The following is a 14,526-nucleotide window of genomic DNA, read 5'->3' on the forward strand; positions in this document are numbered from 1 at the left end:
TCAGCGGCCACCACCGTGGCCGTGACCGTGCTAGAAGTACGCCCTGACATTGCCCCACCCCATCCCGCGCGACCGTGCGCGACGGTGTCAGGGCTCGTGGGCGGACTGCACTTGGCGGTGATCGGGGCCGAACGGCACCCGGTTGCCGGGTATGCGTTCTCAGCTCGGTGAGCGAGTCGAATCGTGACGTGGCCACGCGATGGTCGAGAAAGGTGAAGGAAATGGATTCCCCCACTGCAAGTCCCGGTGGCGCCAAGGAGGCCGCGGCCGTCGCGGCGCCGGCCGTCATCCCCGCGACCTCCCTGCCGGGTTCCAAGGCGCCCGCGGTGGCGCAGCTGCTGAGCTACTGGACCAACCCCCAGGCGTTCGTGGAGAAGCGCCGTGAGCGCTACGGCCCCCGGTTCCAGGTCAGCATCCGCATCCCGGCCCGCCCGGTGTACATGCTCACCAGCCCCGAAGACGTCAAGGCGATGTTCCTGGCGCCCGCCGACGTCCTGCACACCGGCACCGGTTCGGCCACGATCGAGAAGTGGACCGGCACCAGCGGGCTGGCCTGGCTGGACGAGGACGCCCACAAGGTGCGCCGCAAGCTCCTCATGCCGAGCTACCACGGCGCGGCGCTGATGCGCATCGGCGACGCGATCCCAGGGATGGCGAAGGAGGACGTCGCGAGCTGGCCGCGTGGCAAGGACATGCCGCTGCACCCGCACATCCACCGCTTCACGCTGCACGTGATCCGCGAGGTCGTCTACGGCTCGCGGACGCCGCGGCGCTGGGACGAACTCCTCGACCTGCTGCTGCAGATGATGGAGTTCAACAACAGCATCGCGTCGCCGATGATGCTCCACAAGATGCCGCCGCGGGTGCTGAAGCTGTTCAAGGCCATCAAGCCGCTGGGCCTGGTGAACTTCCTGCAGTTGCGCGACAGGGCGGACGCGCTGATCTACGAGACCATCGAGGAGCACCGGGAGTCGGACCACCGCGGTGACGACCTGCTGTCGGTGCTGCTGGGGATCAAGCACGAGGACGACGGCACGCCGCTGAGCCCGCGCGAGATCCGCGACGAGATGATGACCATCTTCCTCGCCGGCACCGAGACGACCGCCGCCGCGATGGCGTGGACGTTCGAGTACCTGACCCGGCACCCCGCCGCCATGGAGCGGCTGACCGCCGAGATCGACGCGGGCGAGAGCGACGCCTACCTGATGGCCGTGATCAACGAGGTGCTGCGCCTGCGCCCGTCGATCCCGAACATCATCGTCCGCGAGGTGAAGAAGCCGATCCAGATCGGCGGCGTGCAGTACGAGCCGGGGATGCACCTGTGGGCCAGCGCCTACCTGGTGAACCACGACGCCTCCGTCTACGAGGAGCCGGACGCGTTCCGCCCTGAGCGGTTCCTGGACTCCAAGCCGGGCACGTTCACGTGGATCCCGTTCGGTGGTGGCCGCATCCGCTGCATCGGCGACAAGATCGCCCTGCTGGAGATGAAGGCGATGATCCGGGAGGTGCTGACCCAGTGCCGGCTGGACCGGCCGGACCCGCGCCCCGAGAAGGCCAAGAGCCGCATCGTGGTGAACGTCCCCTCGAACTTCACCCGCGTCGTGCTCCGCGACCGGGTGCGGGAGACCAGCATGGCCTAGTGGCCTCGTGAGTGGTCGCACCGGCCGCCGCCCGATCCCAGGACACCGCGTCCGGGGATCGGGCGGCGTCGTCCTCTCAGCCCTCGCTCGGCTTCCCGGTGCCGGTGCTGTTCTCCGGAGTGGAACTCCCCGGAGTGGCATTCTTTTGGGCGTGGCGGCGCACCGAGCGGAGCAGACCCGCCACGACGAGCCGGTGCGCGCCGGTCCCGACGACCAGCTGCCGGTACACAAAACCGTGCGGGCCGGGGAACCTGGCGTAGCTGCGCGCGCTGAGCAGCGTCCCGCCGGACTGCTCCTCCATGGTCATCACCAGCCGGTACCGGGAGAACCGGTGCCGCCCGGTGAGTTCCACGAGGCGACCGGGCACGGCCGCGGTCACCGCGAACCCGGTGATGGTCGAGCCCACCTCGAACGGCGTCCCGGCGGCCCGGCGCGGTTCGGTGGCCAGAAGCAGCCCCATGGCCGTGCTGCTGCCGGCCGGGGAGCGCGTCATCACGGCCGCCAGGCTGCGCCACACGGACATCGGCGGCGCGGGCACGCGCACGCTGTGCTCGTCCAAGTACGGGTGATCGGTGTCCACGTCAGACGGCGTTCGCGAGCGGGATGTGGTCGGCGACGGACTGCGCCCAGCGGAGGTAGCCGTAGGCCGACGGGTGGAAGCGGTCCTCGGAGAAGAAGTCCGGGCCGATCGGCATCACGTCGGTGGAGTTGATCCACAACGCGCCCGGTCGCGCCGCGCACACCTGCTGGGAAGCGGCGTCGAGCGCGCCCGCGCGGTGGGAGAGGTAGCGGCGCAGCGTGCCCGGCAGCGACGGGAACGTCTTGAACGGCGGGATGCCCACCACCACGACGTGTTCGGCGCGCTTGCCCAGCTCGTCCACCACCGCGCCGAGGTCTTCCGTCCACTGTGCCGGGGTGCGTCGGCCGAGCACGTCGTTGGCGCCCGCGAGGAGCACCGCGACCGTCAGGTCTTCACCGAGCTGGGGGAGGAGCTTGTAGCGGATCCGGCGGGCCGTCGCGCCGTGCTGTCCGATCGCTTCCCACGTGACGGGCCGATTGGTGCGTTCGGCGATCGTGCGGGCCAGGCTGCCGGGGAACCCGTCGTCGTGCGCGTCGACACCGCAACCCGCGGCGGTGGACTCGCCCAGGACGGCGATGCGCACCGCCTCACCGTCCGCGGCGTCACCCGCCGAACCCGTGGTCGGACCGGCGGCCGGCGGCAGGAGCTTGATCGATTTCCGCACCCAGATGCCCTGGGCGGCGACGATCGGCATCAGCAGGGGATTCACGCGCCTGCCCCCTCGTCGACCCGTCGCTCCGCCGACCCGGCTAACTCCTGGTCAACCGCGAAACCGCCCCCAAGTCTCATGGCTGGAGCATGGCATCGGCACCACTCGCCCACAAGAACCCACCCACCCTAGTGACACTGATCTCAGCCGGCTCTCCACCGGACACCGGGCGACAGGTTCTCACGAAGGCGGTCGACGCCGGTGGACCACGTCGATCGGCGAGGCGGTACCAGCGGCCTACTCCACGAAGAGCATCCCGGCGACCGCCCGCGCGGTGCTTTCCGGGTCGTCGCCGGGAGCGGACAGCGCACCGGTGTTCCACAGCGTGGCGAAGCCGTGCACCAGGGACCACGCGGCCAGCTTCGCGATGTCCGGGTCGCGGTCACCGGCCACTCGGTGCGCCCCGCTGACCAACACCGCCCGCGCGCGCTCCTCCGCGACGGACACCGACTCGTCGTCCGCGTGGTAGAGGTCCGGGCGGAACATCACCTCGAAGTGCGCCCTGTGCTCGATGGCGAAGCGCACGTAGGCGACACCGATCTCGATGAAGTCCCCACCGCCGTCCCGCGTCTCGACGAGCGCGTCGGCGAGCAGCTCGAAACCCTCCGCGGCCAACGCGGTGAGCAGACCGGCCTTGTCCTTGAAGTGGTGCACCGGCCCGGCGTGCGAGACACCGACGCGGCGGGCCAGGTCGCGCAGGCTGATCGCGGTGGGGCCGTTCTCGGTGATCGCGGTGACGGCGGCGGCCAGCACGGCCCGTCGGAGGTCGCCGTGGTGGTAGGGGCTCATGCCGTCAGCGTATCTAGTCGTTGACAAGATGAGGGCGGCCGGTGCATCTTGTCGGTGACAAGTTCCTGTTCCAGGGGGAGGCCGCCATGGCGCCGTTCGTGGTCCTGATCGTCGTTTCAGCGGCTCTGCTGCTGTTCCGCAAGCACTGGTCGGTCGCCCTGCGGGGCGGCCTGGCCGCGATGTTCTCGCTCACCGCGGGCGCGCACTTCATCGGCATGCGCGACGAGTTGATCGCCATGGTCCCGCCCGCGCTGCCCGAGCCGGGGCTGCTTGTCACCGTGACCGGCGTGCTGGAGTTCGCGGGCGTGGTGGGCCTGCTGTGGTGGCGGACCGCGCCGTGGGCGGCAGGGGGACTGAGCGTGCTGCTCGTCGCCATGTTCCCGGCCAACGTCTACGCGGCCGAGCAGGGCATCTCACCTTCGCTCGACGACCAACTCCTGCCGCGCACGCTGCTCCAGATCGTGTTCCTGGCCGCCACGCTGGCCGTTGTCGCGCACCACGTCCGGGCACGGCGGGCGGACCGCGTCCCGACGCCCGTCGCCTGACGCGATCGCCGAACGGCCTTCGGGCGGCGACCGGAGCAAGTCGCGGTTCGCCGCCCGAAGGCCGTCGCGTCGGGGTGGTCAGCCGACCAGGAACAGCACCGAGGCGAGCCCGAAGCCGACCAGGCTGATCGTGGTCTCCATGACGGTCCAGGTCTTCAGCGTGGTCCGGACGTCCATCCCCATCAACCGGCCGACCAGCCAGAAGCCGGAGTCGTTGACGTGGCTGGCGATCACCGAACCGGCCGCCAGCGCGAGCACGATCGCGACCAGTTCGAGCGCGCTGAACCCGCCCGCCAGCACGATCGGTTGGATCAGGCCCGCCGCCGTGGTCAGCGCGACCGTGGCCGAGCCCTGGGCGACCCGCAACGCGGCGGCGATCACGAAACCGGCCACGAACACCGGCATGCCGAGGTCGGCCAACGCGCCGGAGAGGGCGTCACCGATACCGCCGGCCCGCAGCACCGCGCCGAACATGCCGCCCGCGCCGGTGATGAGGATGACCGCGCACACCGGACCGAGCGCCGAGTCGACCAGCTTCTCGACGGTGTCCTTGCCCTTGCCGCGCCGGATGCCCAGCACGAACGAGGCCACGAGCACGGTCACCAGCAGGGCGACCGGCGTCGAGCCGAGCGCACGGGCCACCGCGTACCAGGAGGCGTCGCCGTCGACCCAGCCCGCGGCGCGCGCGGCGTCCAGCCCGGTGTTCGTGAAGATCATGAGCAGCGGGAGCAGGAGGAGCGCGACGACGGTCGACGGGGACGGCGGGTTCTCGTCCCGCTCGGCCTGCGGGCCGCCGCTGAGGATCGTCGGCACCGGCAGCACCAGTCGCTTGCCCACCCAGAGCCCGTACAGGTAGCTGGTCACGTACCAGGTGGGGATCGCCAGCAGCAGGCCGAACAGGATGACCAGGCCGACGTCGGCGCCCAGCAGCTCGGTCGCCGCGACGGGGCCGGGGTGCGGCGGGACGAACACGTGCATCACGGAGAACGCGCCCGCGGCGGGCAGGCCGTAGCGCAGCACACCGCCGCCGAGCCGGCGCGCCACCGCGAAGACGATCGGCAGCATCACCACGAGGCCCGCGTCGAAGAAGATCGGGAAGCCGAAGACCAGCGAGCTGATGCCGAGCGCGAGCGGTGCGCGGCGCTCGCCGAACCGGGCGATCAGCGCGTCGGTCAACGCCTGCGCGCCACCCGTCACCTCCACCAGCCGGCCGAGGATCGCGCCGAGGCCGACCAGCAGCGCGACGCTTCCCAGCGTGGTGCCGAAGCCGCCGGTCAGGGTGGGGATCACCGCCGACGCCGGGATGCCCGCGGCGAACGCGGTGAGGAGGCTGACCACCACCAGCGCCAGGAACGCGTGCACCCGCAGGTACATGATCAGGATCAGCAGCAGGGCGATCGCGCCCGCCGCGATGCCCAGCAGCGCGCCCGCGCCGAGCGTCTGGACCCAGTCTTCTGTGGTGTTCATCGGCAGCTCCGTTGCTCCTTGGTTTCCCTCATGGGGCTCAGTGGTCGGCCGGGGTCGCGGCCAAGAGGTCGAGCCGGGTGACGGCGTCCTCGACGATCAGCTCGGGGGTCCCGCGCACGTCCACGGCCGCTCCGTCCTCATCGGACTGGAGCGGCTGGAGGACGTCGAACTGGGACTGGAGCAGCGACGGCGGCATGAAGTGGCCGGACCGCAGCGCCATCCGCCCGCCGATCACCTCGCCCGCGCCGTCCAGGAAGAGGAACCGGACCCGCGCGCCGGCTTCGCGGAGCACGTCCCGGTAGGACCGCTTCAACGCCGAGCACGTGACGACCGTGCTGTCGCCCGCCGCCGCCCGTTGGGTGACCCAGTCTCGGATCGCCGCCAACCAGGGCGCGCGGTCGTCGTCGGTGAGCGGGGTGCCCGTGGACATCTTCGCGATGTTGGCGGCCGGGTGGAACTCGTCGGCCTCGGCCATCGGCCAGCCGAGCCGGTCCGCCAGCAGCCGGGCGACCGTGCTCTTGCCCGCCCCGGACACGCCCATCACCACCACGCAGGTCGGCACGGCGGGATCTGCGCTCGTGGTCATGGGACCCCTCTCGGCTGCGGCGACGAGAACCATCGACGTGAAAAGTAGTACCTTTGGCGGCGAAAGGTATCACCTTAGAGCAGGCTGAGGAAGGCCATGCGGGCTACGCTTCTGCGGTGCCGGTACAACGTCAAGTGGGCGGGCCGGGCGATGCCCTCCACGCCTCCGTGCTCGACACGATCGGGTTGCGGATCACCAGCGGGGACCTCGAAGAAGGCCGGGTTCTGACCCTGGACGGCATCCAGGAACAGTTCGGGGTCTCGCGGACGGTCGCCCGCGAGACCATGCGGGTGCTGGAGTCGATGGGGCTGGTGACGTCCCGGCGCCGAGTCGGCATCACCGTGCGGCCCCGGTCGGCGTGGCAGGTCTACGACCCCCGGCTGATCTGGTGGCAGCTGGCCGGCCCGAACCGCGACACCCAGCTGCGCTCGCTCACCGAACTGCGGATCGCGGTCGAACCGGTCGCCGCCGCGCGCGCCGCCTGGAACGCGTCGGCGAAGGAGCGCGACCGGCTGCTCGACCTCGCCGCCCGGATGCGGCGGGAAGGTGAGGCGGGGGCGCTGGAGTCGTTCCTCGAACTCGACATCGCCTTCCACACGCTCCTGCTGGAAGCGGGCGGCAACGAGATGTTCGCCGCGCTCAAGGAAGTGGTGGCGGTGGTCCTGCGCGGGCGGACGTCCTTGGGGCTCATGCCGGAGAAGCCCGTGCCCACCGCGCTGGACCTGCACGAGGAAGTCGCGCGGGCGGTCGCGTCCCGCCGGCCCGAGGCGGCCGAGCAGGCCATGCGCGCGTTGGTGTCGGAGGTCCGCAGTGCGGTGGTCCCGGTCGACGGGCCTCCCGTCGCCGGCCCGCGCTGACCACCCCGCGCGAGTCCTCCACTCAGACACCCCGAATCCCACGCCCAGGCACCGAGAACCCCGCGCTCAGGCACGCCCGACTCCACGTTCAGACGCCCGGCGTCCGGATCACGGCCCTGGGCACGGGTGTCCCCGACCGGGATGATGGACGTGCCGGACGCGCCGATCACCGGGGGAGTGGCAGCCCATGCGAGCGTGCGTTGTCGGGGCCGGGCCGGCGGGAATCGTCACCGCCAAAGTCCTGCTGGAGAGCGGTTTGGACGTCACGGTCTTCGACAAGTACGCCGAAGTGGGCGGCACCTGGTCACCGGGCGGCTGCTACGACGGCCTGGCCAACCAGTCCTCACGCCGCCTCTTCGAGTTCGCCGACCTGCCCAACCGCTTGCGGTTCGCCAGTGCGGTGGACAGCCGACGCTACCTGGAGGACTACGCCCGGACTTTCGGCGTGCTGGACCGGCTCCGGCCGAGTACCGAGGTGACGTCCGTCCGGCCGGTGGACGGGCAGGGGCGGGTGGGCGCTTCCGGTTGGTCGGTCGACTCCCGGCCCACCGGTGACGAGGCGGCACAGGTCCGGAGCGGAACGTTCGACTACATCGTGGTCGCCAGCGGGGCGCACCACCACGTCCTGCTGCCCGACCTCCCCGGACGCGAGTTGTTCGACGGGACCGCGCTGCACTCCAACGAGGTGCGGGCCGGGACGTTCGCCGGCCGGCGCGTGGTCGTCGTGGGCGGCGGCAAGTCCGCGTTGGACCTGATCACCCGCGCCGCGCACGAGGCGGCCTCCGCCACGCTCGTGCAGCGCAAGGTGAACTGGATGGTCCCCGAACGACTCCTGCTCGGCCTGGTCGACTACAAGTGGATCCTGATGACCCGGCTCGGCGAAGCACTCCTGCCCCGGTACCACGATCCGGCGTGCGTCCGCCCGGTCGACCGCCTCGACGACCGGGTCAAGCGCGCCCTCTGGTCGCTCATCGCCCGCGACATGCTGATCTCCACGGGCCTGCACCGGTTGCCGGAACACCTGCGGCCCGCGCACGACCTGCCCTTCCATCTCGCACACGCCGGAGTCATGCCCCGCGGCTACGCGCGTGCGGTCCGTCGCGGACTGATCGACGCCAAGGTCAGCGCGGTCGAGGCGTACACGCGAGACGGGCTCCGACTGGCGACCGGCGAGGAAGTGGCGGGGGACGTCATCGTGTTCGCGACGGGCCACCGCAGAGTCTTCCCGTTCCTGGACCCGCGCGTCCGGGTGCACGATTCCGCCGGGCGGCTGCGCCTCTACCGGGGCATCGTGCCGCCCGGCGTCGACCGGCTGGGGTTCGTCGGTTTCCGGCAGGTGTTCAACAACATCATGGGCGTTGAGCTCACCGCCCACTGGCTGGCCCACCACTTCCGGGACGCGCTGCGCGCCAACCCGGACGAGCAGCAGATGCGGGAAGCCGTCGACGCCCGCCTGGCGTGGCAGGAGCAGGTGCTCCCCGGTTCCGGCGGCTACGACTTCGGCCCCTACGACATCCACTGCGCCGACGAGCTGATGCACGACATGGGGTTGCCGTCCCGCCGTGCCCGCAACCTGCTCGCCGAATACCTGCTTCCCGGCGGGGTCGCACACCGCTACCGGGGCCTGGCCAGTCCCACGGGGTGTGGGTGAACCACAGCCACCAGGCCCGGATGCCCTTACTGCCTTACGCCTCCCCGATCACCCTCATGCCTCGACGACGACGGGGATGACGACGGGGCGGCGGCGGTAGGTGCGTTGTGCCCACATCTGGACTTCGCGGGTGATGAGGCGTTCGAGTTGTTCGATGTCCTTGATGCCGCGTTCGGCTGCGGTGGCGAGGGATTTTTCGATGGCGGTGGTGGCGGGGGTGAAGGTGGTGGGGTGGTGTTCGAAGCCGTGGGCGATGTAGTCGGGTTGTTCGGTGAGTTGGCCGGTGTCGGTGTCGATGAGGGCGACGATGGTGATGACGCCTTCTTCGCCGAGGGTGCGGCGTTGGGCGAGGGAGGCTTCGGTGACGCCGCCGACGGTTTGTCCGTCGACGTAGATGTTGTGGATGTCGATGTGGCCGGTGAGGGTGATGCGGCCGTCGTGGAGGTCGAGGACGTCGCCGTTGGCGGCGATGGGGACGCGGGTGCGGTCGACGCCGGTGCGGACGGCGAGTTCGGCGTTGGCGCGGAGGTGTCGGGCTTCGCCGTGGACGGGTAGGACGTTGGCGGGTTGGACGATGTTGTAGCAGTAGACGAGTTCGCCGGCGCTGGCGTGGCCGGAGACGTGGACTTTGGCGTTGCCTTTGTGGACGACGTTGGCGCCGCGGTCGGTGAGGCCGTTGATGACGCGGTAGATGGCGTTCTCGTTGCCGGGGATGAGGGAGGAGGCGAGCAGGACGGTGTCGCCTTCCTCGACCTGGATGGTGTGGTCGCCGCCGGCCATGCGGGACAGGGCGGCCATGGGTTCGCCCTGGGAGCCGGTGCAGACGAGGGTGACCTGGCGTGGGGGGAGTCGGTCCATGCGTTTGATGTCGACGACGAGGCCGGGTGGGACTTTGAGGTAGCCGAGTTCGGTGGCGACGGCCATGTTGCGGACCATGGAGCGGCCGACGAAGGCGACTTTGCGGCCGTGGGTGTGGGCGGCGTCGAGGACTTGTTGGATGCGGTGGACGTGGCTTGCGAAGCTGGAGACGATGACGCGGCGGGGGGTGGTGCGGAAGACTTCGTCGATGGCGGGGGCGAGGTCGCGTTCGGCGGTGGTGAAGCCGGGGACGTCGGCGTTGGTGGAGTCGACGAGGAAGAGGTCGACGCCTTCTTCGCCGAGGCGGGCGAAGCCGCGTAGGTCGGTGATGCGGCCGTCGAGGGGGAATTGGTCCATTTTGAAGTCGCCGGTGTGCAGGACGAGGCCGGCGGCGGTGCGGATGGCGATGGCGAGGCCGTCGGGGATGGAGTGGTTGACGGCGAGGAATTCGAGGTCGAAGGGGCCGCGGGTGAGTTCCTGGCCTTCGGCGACTTCGACGGTGAGGGGGGTGATGCGGTGTTCGACGAGTTTGGCGGTGAGCAGGCTGAGGGTGAGGCGGGAGCCGATGACGGGGATGTCGGGGCGTTCGCGCAGGAGGTAGGGGACGCCGCCGATGTGGTCCTCGTGGCCGTGGGTGAGGACGACGGCGACGATGTCGGGGAGGCGTTCGCGCAGGCTGGTCCAGTCGGGGAGGATGACGTCGACGCCGGGTTGGTGTTCTTCGGGGAACAGGACTCCGCAGTCGACGACGAGGAGTTTGCCGTCGTGCTCGAACACGGTCATGTTGCGGCCGATTTCACCGAGCCCTCCCAGGGCGGTGACGCGCAGCGCGTCGGCGGCGAGGGGCGGCGGAGGGGCGGAGGTTCGAGCCATGGTCACACCCTCACGCTACGTGTGGGCCGGGTGACCGGAGAAGGTGGCCTCCAGTCGGGATCGCGAACCGTCCATTGTGGCACCGGTCGGGGGCGACCCCGGTGGAGTCGCCCCGGCCGGAGACGGGCGGCGGAGCGCGCAGTCGTTACGCCGTCACGAGTTCACGCGTAGTCGGCCGATCACGCTCAGTCGCACGGCGGGTGCGGGTGACGCGGACCGCGCGCACCACACCCAGCGCCGCCACCACACCCAGTGCGGCCAGCGAGAACGGTCGGAGCGTGCGGGTCCACGGCCACGCCGACCCGGTGAGGGAGAGGTGGTCGATCGGGTACTCCAACACCTTCGCCGTCCACACCGCCGTGGCCACGTCCGTGGTCCGCGTGAGGTCCCGCAGCACGCCGTCGAACGGGAAACCGGGCTCACCGTGGAGGTAGACCGGCGAGAGGTCCGCGTACCGGTCCGCCGCACGCCGGTCCGAGGCCACCGCCCCCGGCACCACCAGCCGGTCGAGGTCGTCGGTCGGCGATGCCCGGGGAACGAACGTCAACCCGTGCCGGGACCGCACCGGTGAGGTGCCGACGGCCAGCGTCCGGACGGCCAGCGACTGCCCGTAGGTGTCGAAGGCGGAGGCGAGCTCGATCTCCCCGACCCCGTCGGTGAGCAGCACGCCGGTGGTGGGCCGGTCCCAGCCGAAAGCGGTGTTGAAGCCGACGACGGCGTCGGCCGGCCCGATGTGCGCCTGCGCCATCGACGCCGCCGTGCCGCGCTGGTAGTGGCGCCAGCCGACCGCGTCGGCCGTCCGTGCCGCCGCTTCCGGCCCGACGATCCGTTCGACCACGTGCACCGTGCCGTCGACACCCGACAGGATGCCCGCCGTGCTGATGACGTCGCCGTCGTCCACGTACCGCGTGCCCCGGACCCAGTCGACCGCCGGGTGGCGCCCTTCGGCGCCGTCGATGCGCAGCCAGTGCGACGTGGCCGGACGTCCGTCGAGCAGCCCGGCCGCGGCGAGCACCCGTGACCCGTTGCAGATGCTCAGCACCAGCGATCCACCGGCGGCCTGCCCGGTGAGCCAGTCCACGACCGGCTTCGACGTGCTCTCGCCGACGTCCGGCAAGGCGGGCACCACCACGACGTCGGCCGACCCGCCGAGCAGGCGGTCCAGTTCACCGAAGTCCAGGTCGGGGACGAGGTCCAGGCCTCCGGTGAGCGGAACCGGGTGACCGGTGGGCGCGACCGCGTAGACGTTGAACGCGCCCGTCGTGGCCAGGATCTCGTACGGGGCGAGCGCGTCGGAGACGACGGCGCCGTGGTCGCCCACCACGACCACCGCGGTCGGCTTGGAGGGGTCGTGCGCCACCGGGGACGGCGAGGGTGACGCGCTGTCGGTTCGCGGCGCGTACAGGTCGTCGAACGCACCCAAGGCGGTCGGTGTGCCGAGAGCGGCCGGCAGGGCGAGGGCGGCGAGCAGGAACACCACTGCGGATCCGGCGATCCGGCGGGCGGCACGCATCGCTCAGCACCCGTACTCGTGCCGGCGGCGCAGCATCGCGACCAGCATGGCGGGGACCATCAGCACGTGCCCGGCGGTCATCAGCGCCATCTCGGACAGCAGCCCGGTCCAGTGGAACGGCAGCAGCACGAGAAAAGGCACGTACATCGCGGCGGACATCTCGGCGATCCCGGCCCAGCCGTGGCGGCGGATCCGCATCCACAGCGCCATGCCCAACGACATGTTGGTCGCCATCACCAGCACGTGCGCGGTCACGACGTCCGCCAGACCGGGCCACGCGAATGACCAGACCGGCTCCAGGACGACCATCCCGGCCACCATGGCGACGACCATCTCCAGGAAGTGCCGGGTGAACCGCCACCCGGCGCGCGTCCTCGGCTCGGCCTCCGTCCGAAGGGCTGTGGTGATCGGCTGTTCGGGGTTCATGACGACTCCTCCGTAGCGGGTTGCAGTGCTACGGAGATCGTCGGCCGCCGGGGGCGCGCGGTCAGGTGCCGAAGGTCATGCGTCAGGTCATGAGCCCGGCATGACCCCCGGCGGTCAGCACAGGCCGAGTTCCCTGGCCCGCAACGCCGCCTGCGTGCGGTCGCGCACCCGGAGCTTGGCCAACACGCCGGTGACGAGGTTCTTCACGGTGCCCTCGGCGAGGAACAGGCTCCCCGCGATCTCGCGGTTGCTGCGGCCCTCGGCGAGCAGTCGGACGACGTCGAGCTCACGTTCCGACAGCGGCACGGCCAGTGGTCGCCGCACCGGGGCGTCCTCGTGCGGCATCCGGGCCACCCTGGCCACGACCTTGGCCGCGACCGACGGCTGGAGCACCGACTCGCCGCGCCGTGCCGCGACCAGCGCCTCCACCAACCGGGCCGACGACACGTCCTTGAGCAGGTACCCGACCGCGCCGGCCCGCAGCGCCGCGAACACCTCCGCGTCGTCGTCGAACGTGGTCAGCGCCAGCACCCGCACCCCGGGCTGCTCCACCCTCAACCGGTCGGTCGCCGCGATGCCGTCCAGCACCGGCATCCGCAGGTCCATCAGCACCACGTCCGGCCGCAGCTCGGCGCACCGCCGCACGGCCTCCTCGCCGTTGCCGGCCTCGCCGACCACCTCGATCTCCGGCTGCACCTCCAGCAGCGTCGCCAACGCCTCCCGGAACAGGGCCTGGTCGTCGACGATCAGCACCCGCACGGCGGAACCCGGCGCGCTCACGCCGGCACCTCGACGGTCAGCGTCAGGCCGCGCCCGGCGGCCGAGTCGACCGACACCCGCCCGCCCAGGTCCGCCACCCGTTCACGCAGCCCGACCAGGCCGAACCCGGTGTCCGGTGGCACGTCCTCCCGCAGCCCGCGGCCGTCGTCACGCACCTCCAGCCGGACCAGGTCGTCGTGGTCGAAGTCCAGCACGACGTTCGCCGACGAAGCGCCCGCGTGCTTCCGGACGTTGGTCAACCCCTCCTGCGCGGCCCGGAACAGCGATTCCTCCACCTCGACCCGGACCGCCCGGACCGCGCCGTGGACCTCGACCTCGGTCGGCACACCGGCTTCGGCGGCCTCGCCCGCCAACGCCCGCAACGCGTCCACCAGCGGCTCCGATCGGGGTTCGCGCAGTGCGGCGACCGAGCGGCGTACCTCCGCCAGCGCCTGCTTCGACTGGTCCTGCGCCTTGGCCAGCATGGTGTCGAGCCGTTCCGGGTCGGCGGTCGGGATCACCGCGCGCGCGGCCTGCAGCAGCATCTGCACGACGGTCAGGTGGTGGCCCAACCCGTCGTGGATGTCACGGGCGAGCCGGTTGCGCTCCTGCGTGGTCGCGAGCTGCTCGGCCTGGGCGGCGTACCCGCGCAGCTGGTCGTTGGCCGCCGCGAGTTCCGCCCTGGCACGCTGCTCGCGCACCAGCAGCAGCGTCACGACCAGCGTGAACGTGGTGACGGCCAGCGTGTTCAGCCCTTCCCGCAGCCCGTCGGGCCAGTCCATGTCGACGTGGATCAGCGGGATGACGGCGGCGACCACGGCGGCGCCGGGCGTCGGCAGCAGCAGCACGCTCTGCGAGACCAGGACGACCAGCAGCAGCACGGCGCCGACCGCCGCCCCCGACAGCGCGAAGAGCACGAAACCCAGCGGCACCTGGACGCACGCGTAGACCACGGCGAACGCCCGGCCCCGGCCCCGGACCCACTGGAAGCCGAAGATCGCGATCAGGCCGTAGACCAGCCCGACCAGCAGCGTCGGCACGAGTTCCTGCTCGTAGCTCGCCGATCCCAGCGGCAGCGTCGCGTACGCGATCACCGTCAGAACGCTCAACGCCCACTGCACGCCATCACTGTGCTCGCCCCCGAACGCCGTGGTCAAACGTGGGCCTCCGCTTGTCCGCGGACGCCGGCCAGGCCGTGTCTCCGCTGCTTTCACGCTCACATTGTGGGATAACTACACCGGTCACGTCCGCGCAGTGCGCCAAGGAGGAACGA

The 14,526-nt window shown here is 71.1% G+C and carries 14 protein-coding genes; 4 read left to right on the forward strand and 10 right to left on the reverse strand.

What is annotated here, in order from left to right:
* Positions 1 to 221: 221 nt before the first annotated feature.
* On the forward strand, positions 222 to 1,640 hold the full coding sequence (locus ACRAKI_RS15180; protein WP_447007723.1) for a cytochrome P450: 1,419 nt from the start codon (positions 222 to 224) through the stop codon (positions 1,638 to 1,640).
* 76 nt (positions 1,641 to 1,716) lie between these two features.
* Here the strand turns inward: ACRAKI_RS15180 and ACRAKI_RS15185 are convergent, their stop codons facing one another.
* From ACRAKI_RS15185 to ACRAKI_RS15195, 3 genes are all read right to left on the reverse strand, one after another.
* Positions 1,717 to 2,220, reverse strand: coding sequence for a hypothetical protein (locus tag ACRAKI_RS15185; RefSeq protein WP_447007724.1), 504 nt, complete (start codon positions 2,218 to 2,220; stop codon positions 1,717 to 1,719).
* 1 nt (position 2,221) lies between these two features.
* Entirely contained in the window at positions 2,222 to 2,929 is a 708-nt protein-coding gene (locus tag ACRAKI_RS15190; protein ID WP_447007725.1) for an SGNH/GDSL hydrolase family protein, read from the reverse strand.
* Positions 2,930 to 3,166: 237 nt separating this feature from the next.
* Complete coding sequence (locus tag ACRAKI_RS15195) at positions 3,167 to 3,718, reverse strand: TetR/AcrR family transcriptional regulator (protein WP_447007726.1); 552 nt, start codon at positions 3,716 to 3,718, stop codon at positions 3,167 to 3,169.
* 86 nt (positions 3,719 to 3,804) lie between these two features.
* Between ACRAKI_RS15195 and ACRAKI_RS15200 the strand changes: the two genes are divergently transcribed.
* Positions 3,805 to 4,263 (forward strand): DoxX family protein, encoded by a 459-nt coding sequence (locus ACRAKI_RS15200; RefSeq protein WP_447008428.1) that lies wholly within the window; start codon positions 3,805 to 3,807, stop codon positions 4,261 to 4,263.
* A gap of 78 nt (positions 4,264 to 4,341) precedes the next feature.
* Here ACRAKI_RS15200 and ACRAKI_RS15205 read toward each other — a convergent pair whose 3' ends face one another.
* The gene (locus tag ACRAKI_RS15205) at positions 4,342 to 5,730 is read right to left on the reverse strand and encodes a GntP family permease (RefSeq protein WP_447007727.1); all 1,389 of its coding nucleotides are present in this window, start codon (positions 5,728 to 5,730) and stop codon (positions 4,342 to 4,344) included.
* Positions 5,731 to 5,767: 37 nt separating this feature from the next.
* The gene (locus ACRAKI_RS15210; protein ID WP_447007728.1) at positions 5,768 to 6,316 is read right to left on the reverse strand and encodes a gluconokinase; all 549 of its coding nucleotides are present in this window, start codon (positions 6,314 to 6,316) and stop codon (positions 5,768 to 5,770) included.
* A gap of 116 nt (positions 6,317 to 6,432) precedes the next feature.
* Between ACRAKI_RS15210 and ACRAKI_RS15215 the strand changes: the two genes are divergently transcribed.
* Together ACRAKI_RS15215 and ACRAKI_RS15220 are read left to right on the forward strand one after the other, a co-directional pair.
* A complete protein-coding gene (locus ACRAKI_RS15215; RefSeq protein WP_447007729.1) occupies positions 6,433 to 7,173 on the forward strand; it encodes a FadR/GntR family transcriptional regulator in 741 nt (246 codons plus the stop codon).
* A gap of 187 nt (positions 7,174 to 7,360) precedes the next feature.
* Positions 7,361 to 8,824: a flavin-containing monooxygenase gene (locus ACRAKI_RS15220; protein WP_447007730.1), complete on the forward strand. Its 1,464-nt coding sequence runs from the start codon at positions 7,361 to 7,363 to the stop codon at positions 8,822 to 8,824.
* Positions 8,825 to 8,878: 54 nt separating this feature from the next.
* Here the strand turns inward: ACRAKI_RS15220 and ACRAKI_RS15225 are convergent, their stop codons facing one another.
* The 5 genes from ACRAKI_RS15225 to ACRAKI_RS15245 all read right to left on the reverse strand — a co-directional run bounded on the left by ACRAKI_RS15225 (position 8,879) and on the right by ACRAKI_RS15245 (position 14,362).
* Positions 8,879 to 10,555: a ribonuclease J gene (locus tag ACRAKI_RS15225; RefSeq protein WP_447007731.1), complete on the reverse strand. Its 1,677-nt coding sequence runs from the start codon at positions 10,553 to 10,555 to the stop codon at positions 8,879 to 8,881.
* Between the two features lie 145 nt (positions 10,556 to 10,700).
* Positions 10,701 to 12,068: a DJ-1/PfpI family protein gene (locus tag ACRAKI_RS15230; RefSeq protein ID WP_447007732.1), complete on the reverse strand. Its 1,368-nt coding sequence runs from the start codon at positions 12,066 to 12,068 to the stop codon at positions 10,701 to 10,703.
* A 3-nt stretch (positions 12,069 to 12,071) separates the two neighbouring features.
* Positions 12,072 to 12,494, reverse strand: a complete 423-nt coding sequence (locus tag ACRAKI_RS15235) for a hypothetical protein (RefSeq protein ID WP_447007733.1) — start codon at positions 12,492 to 12,494, stop codon at positions 12,072 to 12,074.
* A 114-nt stretch (positions 12,495 to 12,608) separates the two neighbouring features.
* Positions 12,609 to 13,274, reverse strand: a complete 666-nt coding sequence (locus ACRAKI_RS15240; RefSeq protein ID WP_447007734.1) for a response regulator — start codon at positions 13,272 to 13,274, stop codon at positions 12,609 to 12,611.
* On the reverse strand, positions 13,271 to 14,362 hold the full coding sequence (locus tag ACRAKI_RS15245; RefSeq protein WP_447007735.1) for a sensor histidine kinase: 1,092 nt from the start codon (positions 14,360 to 14,362) through the stop codon (positions 13,271 to 13,273). Before ACRAKI_RS15245 ends, ACRAKI_RS15240 begins: the two co-directional genes overlap by 4 nt.
* Positions 14,363 to 14,526 lie beyond the last annotated feature (164 nt).

This window comes from Saccharothrix isguenensis (assembly GCF_052936305.1).

Bases quoted from the DNA above. Each gene is read 5' to 3' on its own strand.
- ACRAKI_RS15180 (WP_447007723.1), top strand. From the start codon at position 222: ATGGATTCCCCCACTGCAAGTCCCGGTGGCGCCAAGGAGGCCGCGGCC.
- ACRAKI_RS15195 (WP_447007726.1), bottom strand. From the start codon at position 3,718: ATGAGCCCCTACCACCACGGCGACCTCCGACGGGCCGTGCTGGCCGCC.
- ACRAKI_RS15200 (WP_447008428.1), top strand. From the start codon at position 3,805: ATGGCGCCGTTCGTGGTCCTGATCGTCGTTTCAGCGGCTCTGCTGCTG.
- ACRAKI_RS15205 (WP_447007727.1), bottom strand. From the start codon at position 5,730: ATGAACACCACAGAAGACTGGGTCCAGACGCTCGGCGCGGGCGCGCTG.
- ACRAKI_RS15210 (WP_447007728.1), bottom strand. From the start codon at position 6,316: ATGACCACGAGCGCAGATCCCGCCGTGCCGACCTGCGTGGTGGTGATG.
- ACRAKI_RS15220 (WP_447007730.1), top strand. From the start codon at position 7,361: ATGCGAGCGTGCGTTGTCGGGGCCGGGCCGGCGGGAATCGTCACCGCC.
- ACRAKI_RS15225 (WP_447007731.1), bottom strand. From the start codon at position 10,555: ATGGCTCGAACCTCCGCCCCTCCGCCGCCCCTCGCCGCCGACGCGCTG.
- ACRAKI_RS15230 (WP_447007732.1), bottom strand. From the start codon at position 12,068: ATGCGTGCCGCCCGCCGGATCGCCGGATCCGCAGTGGTGTTCCTGCTC.
- ACRAKI_RS15235 (WP_447007733.1), bottom strand. From the start codon at position 12,494: ATGAACCCCGAACAGCCGATCACCACAGCCCTTCGGACGGAGGCCGAG.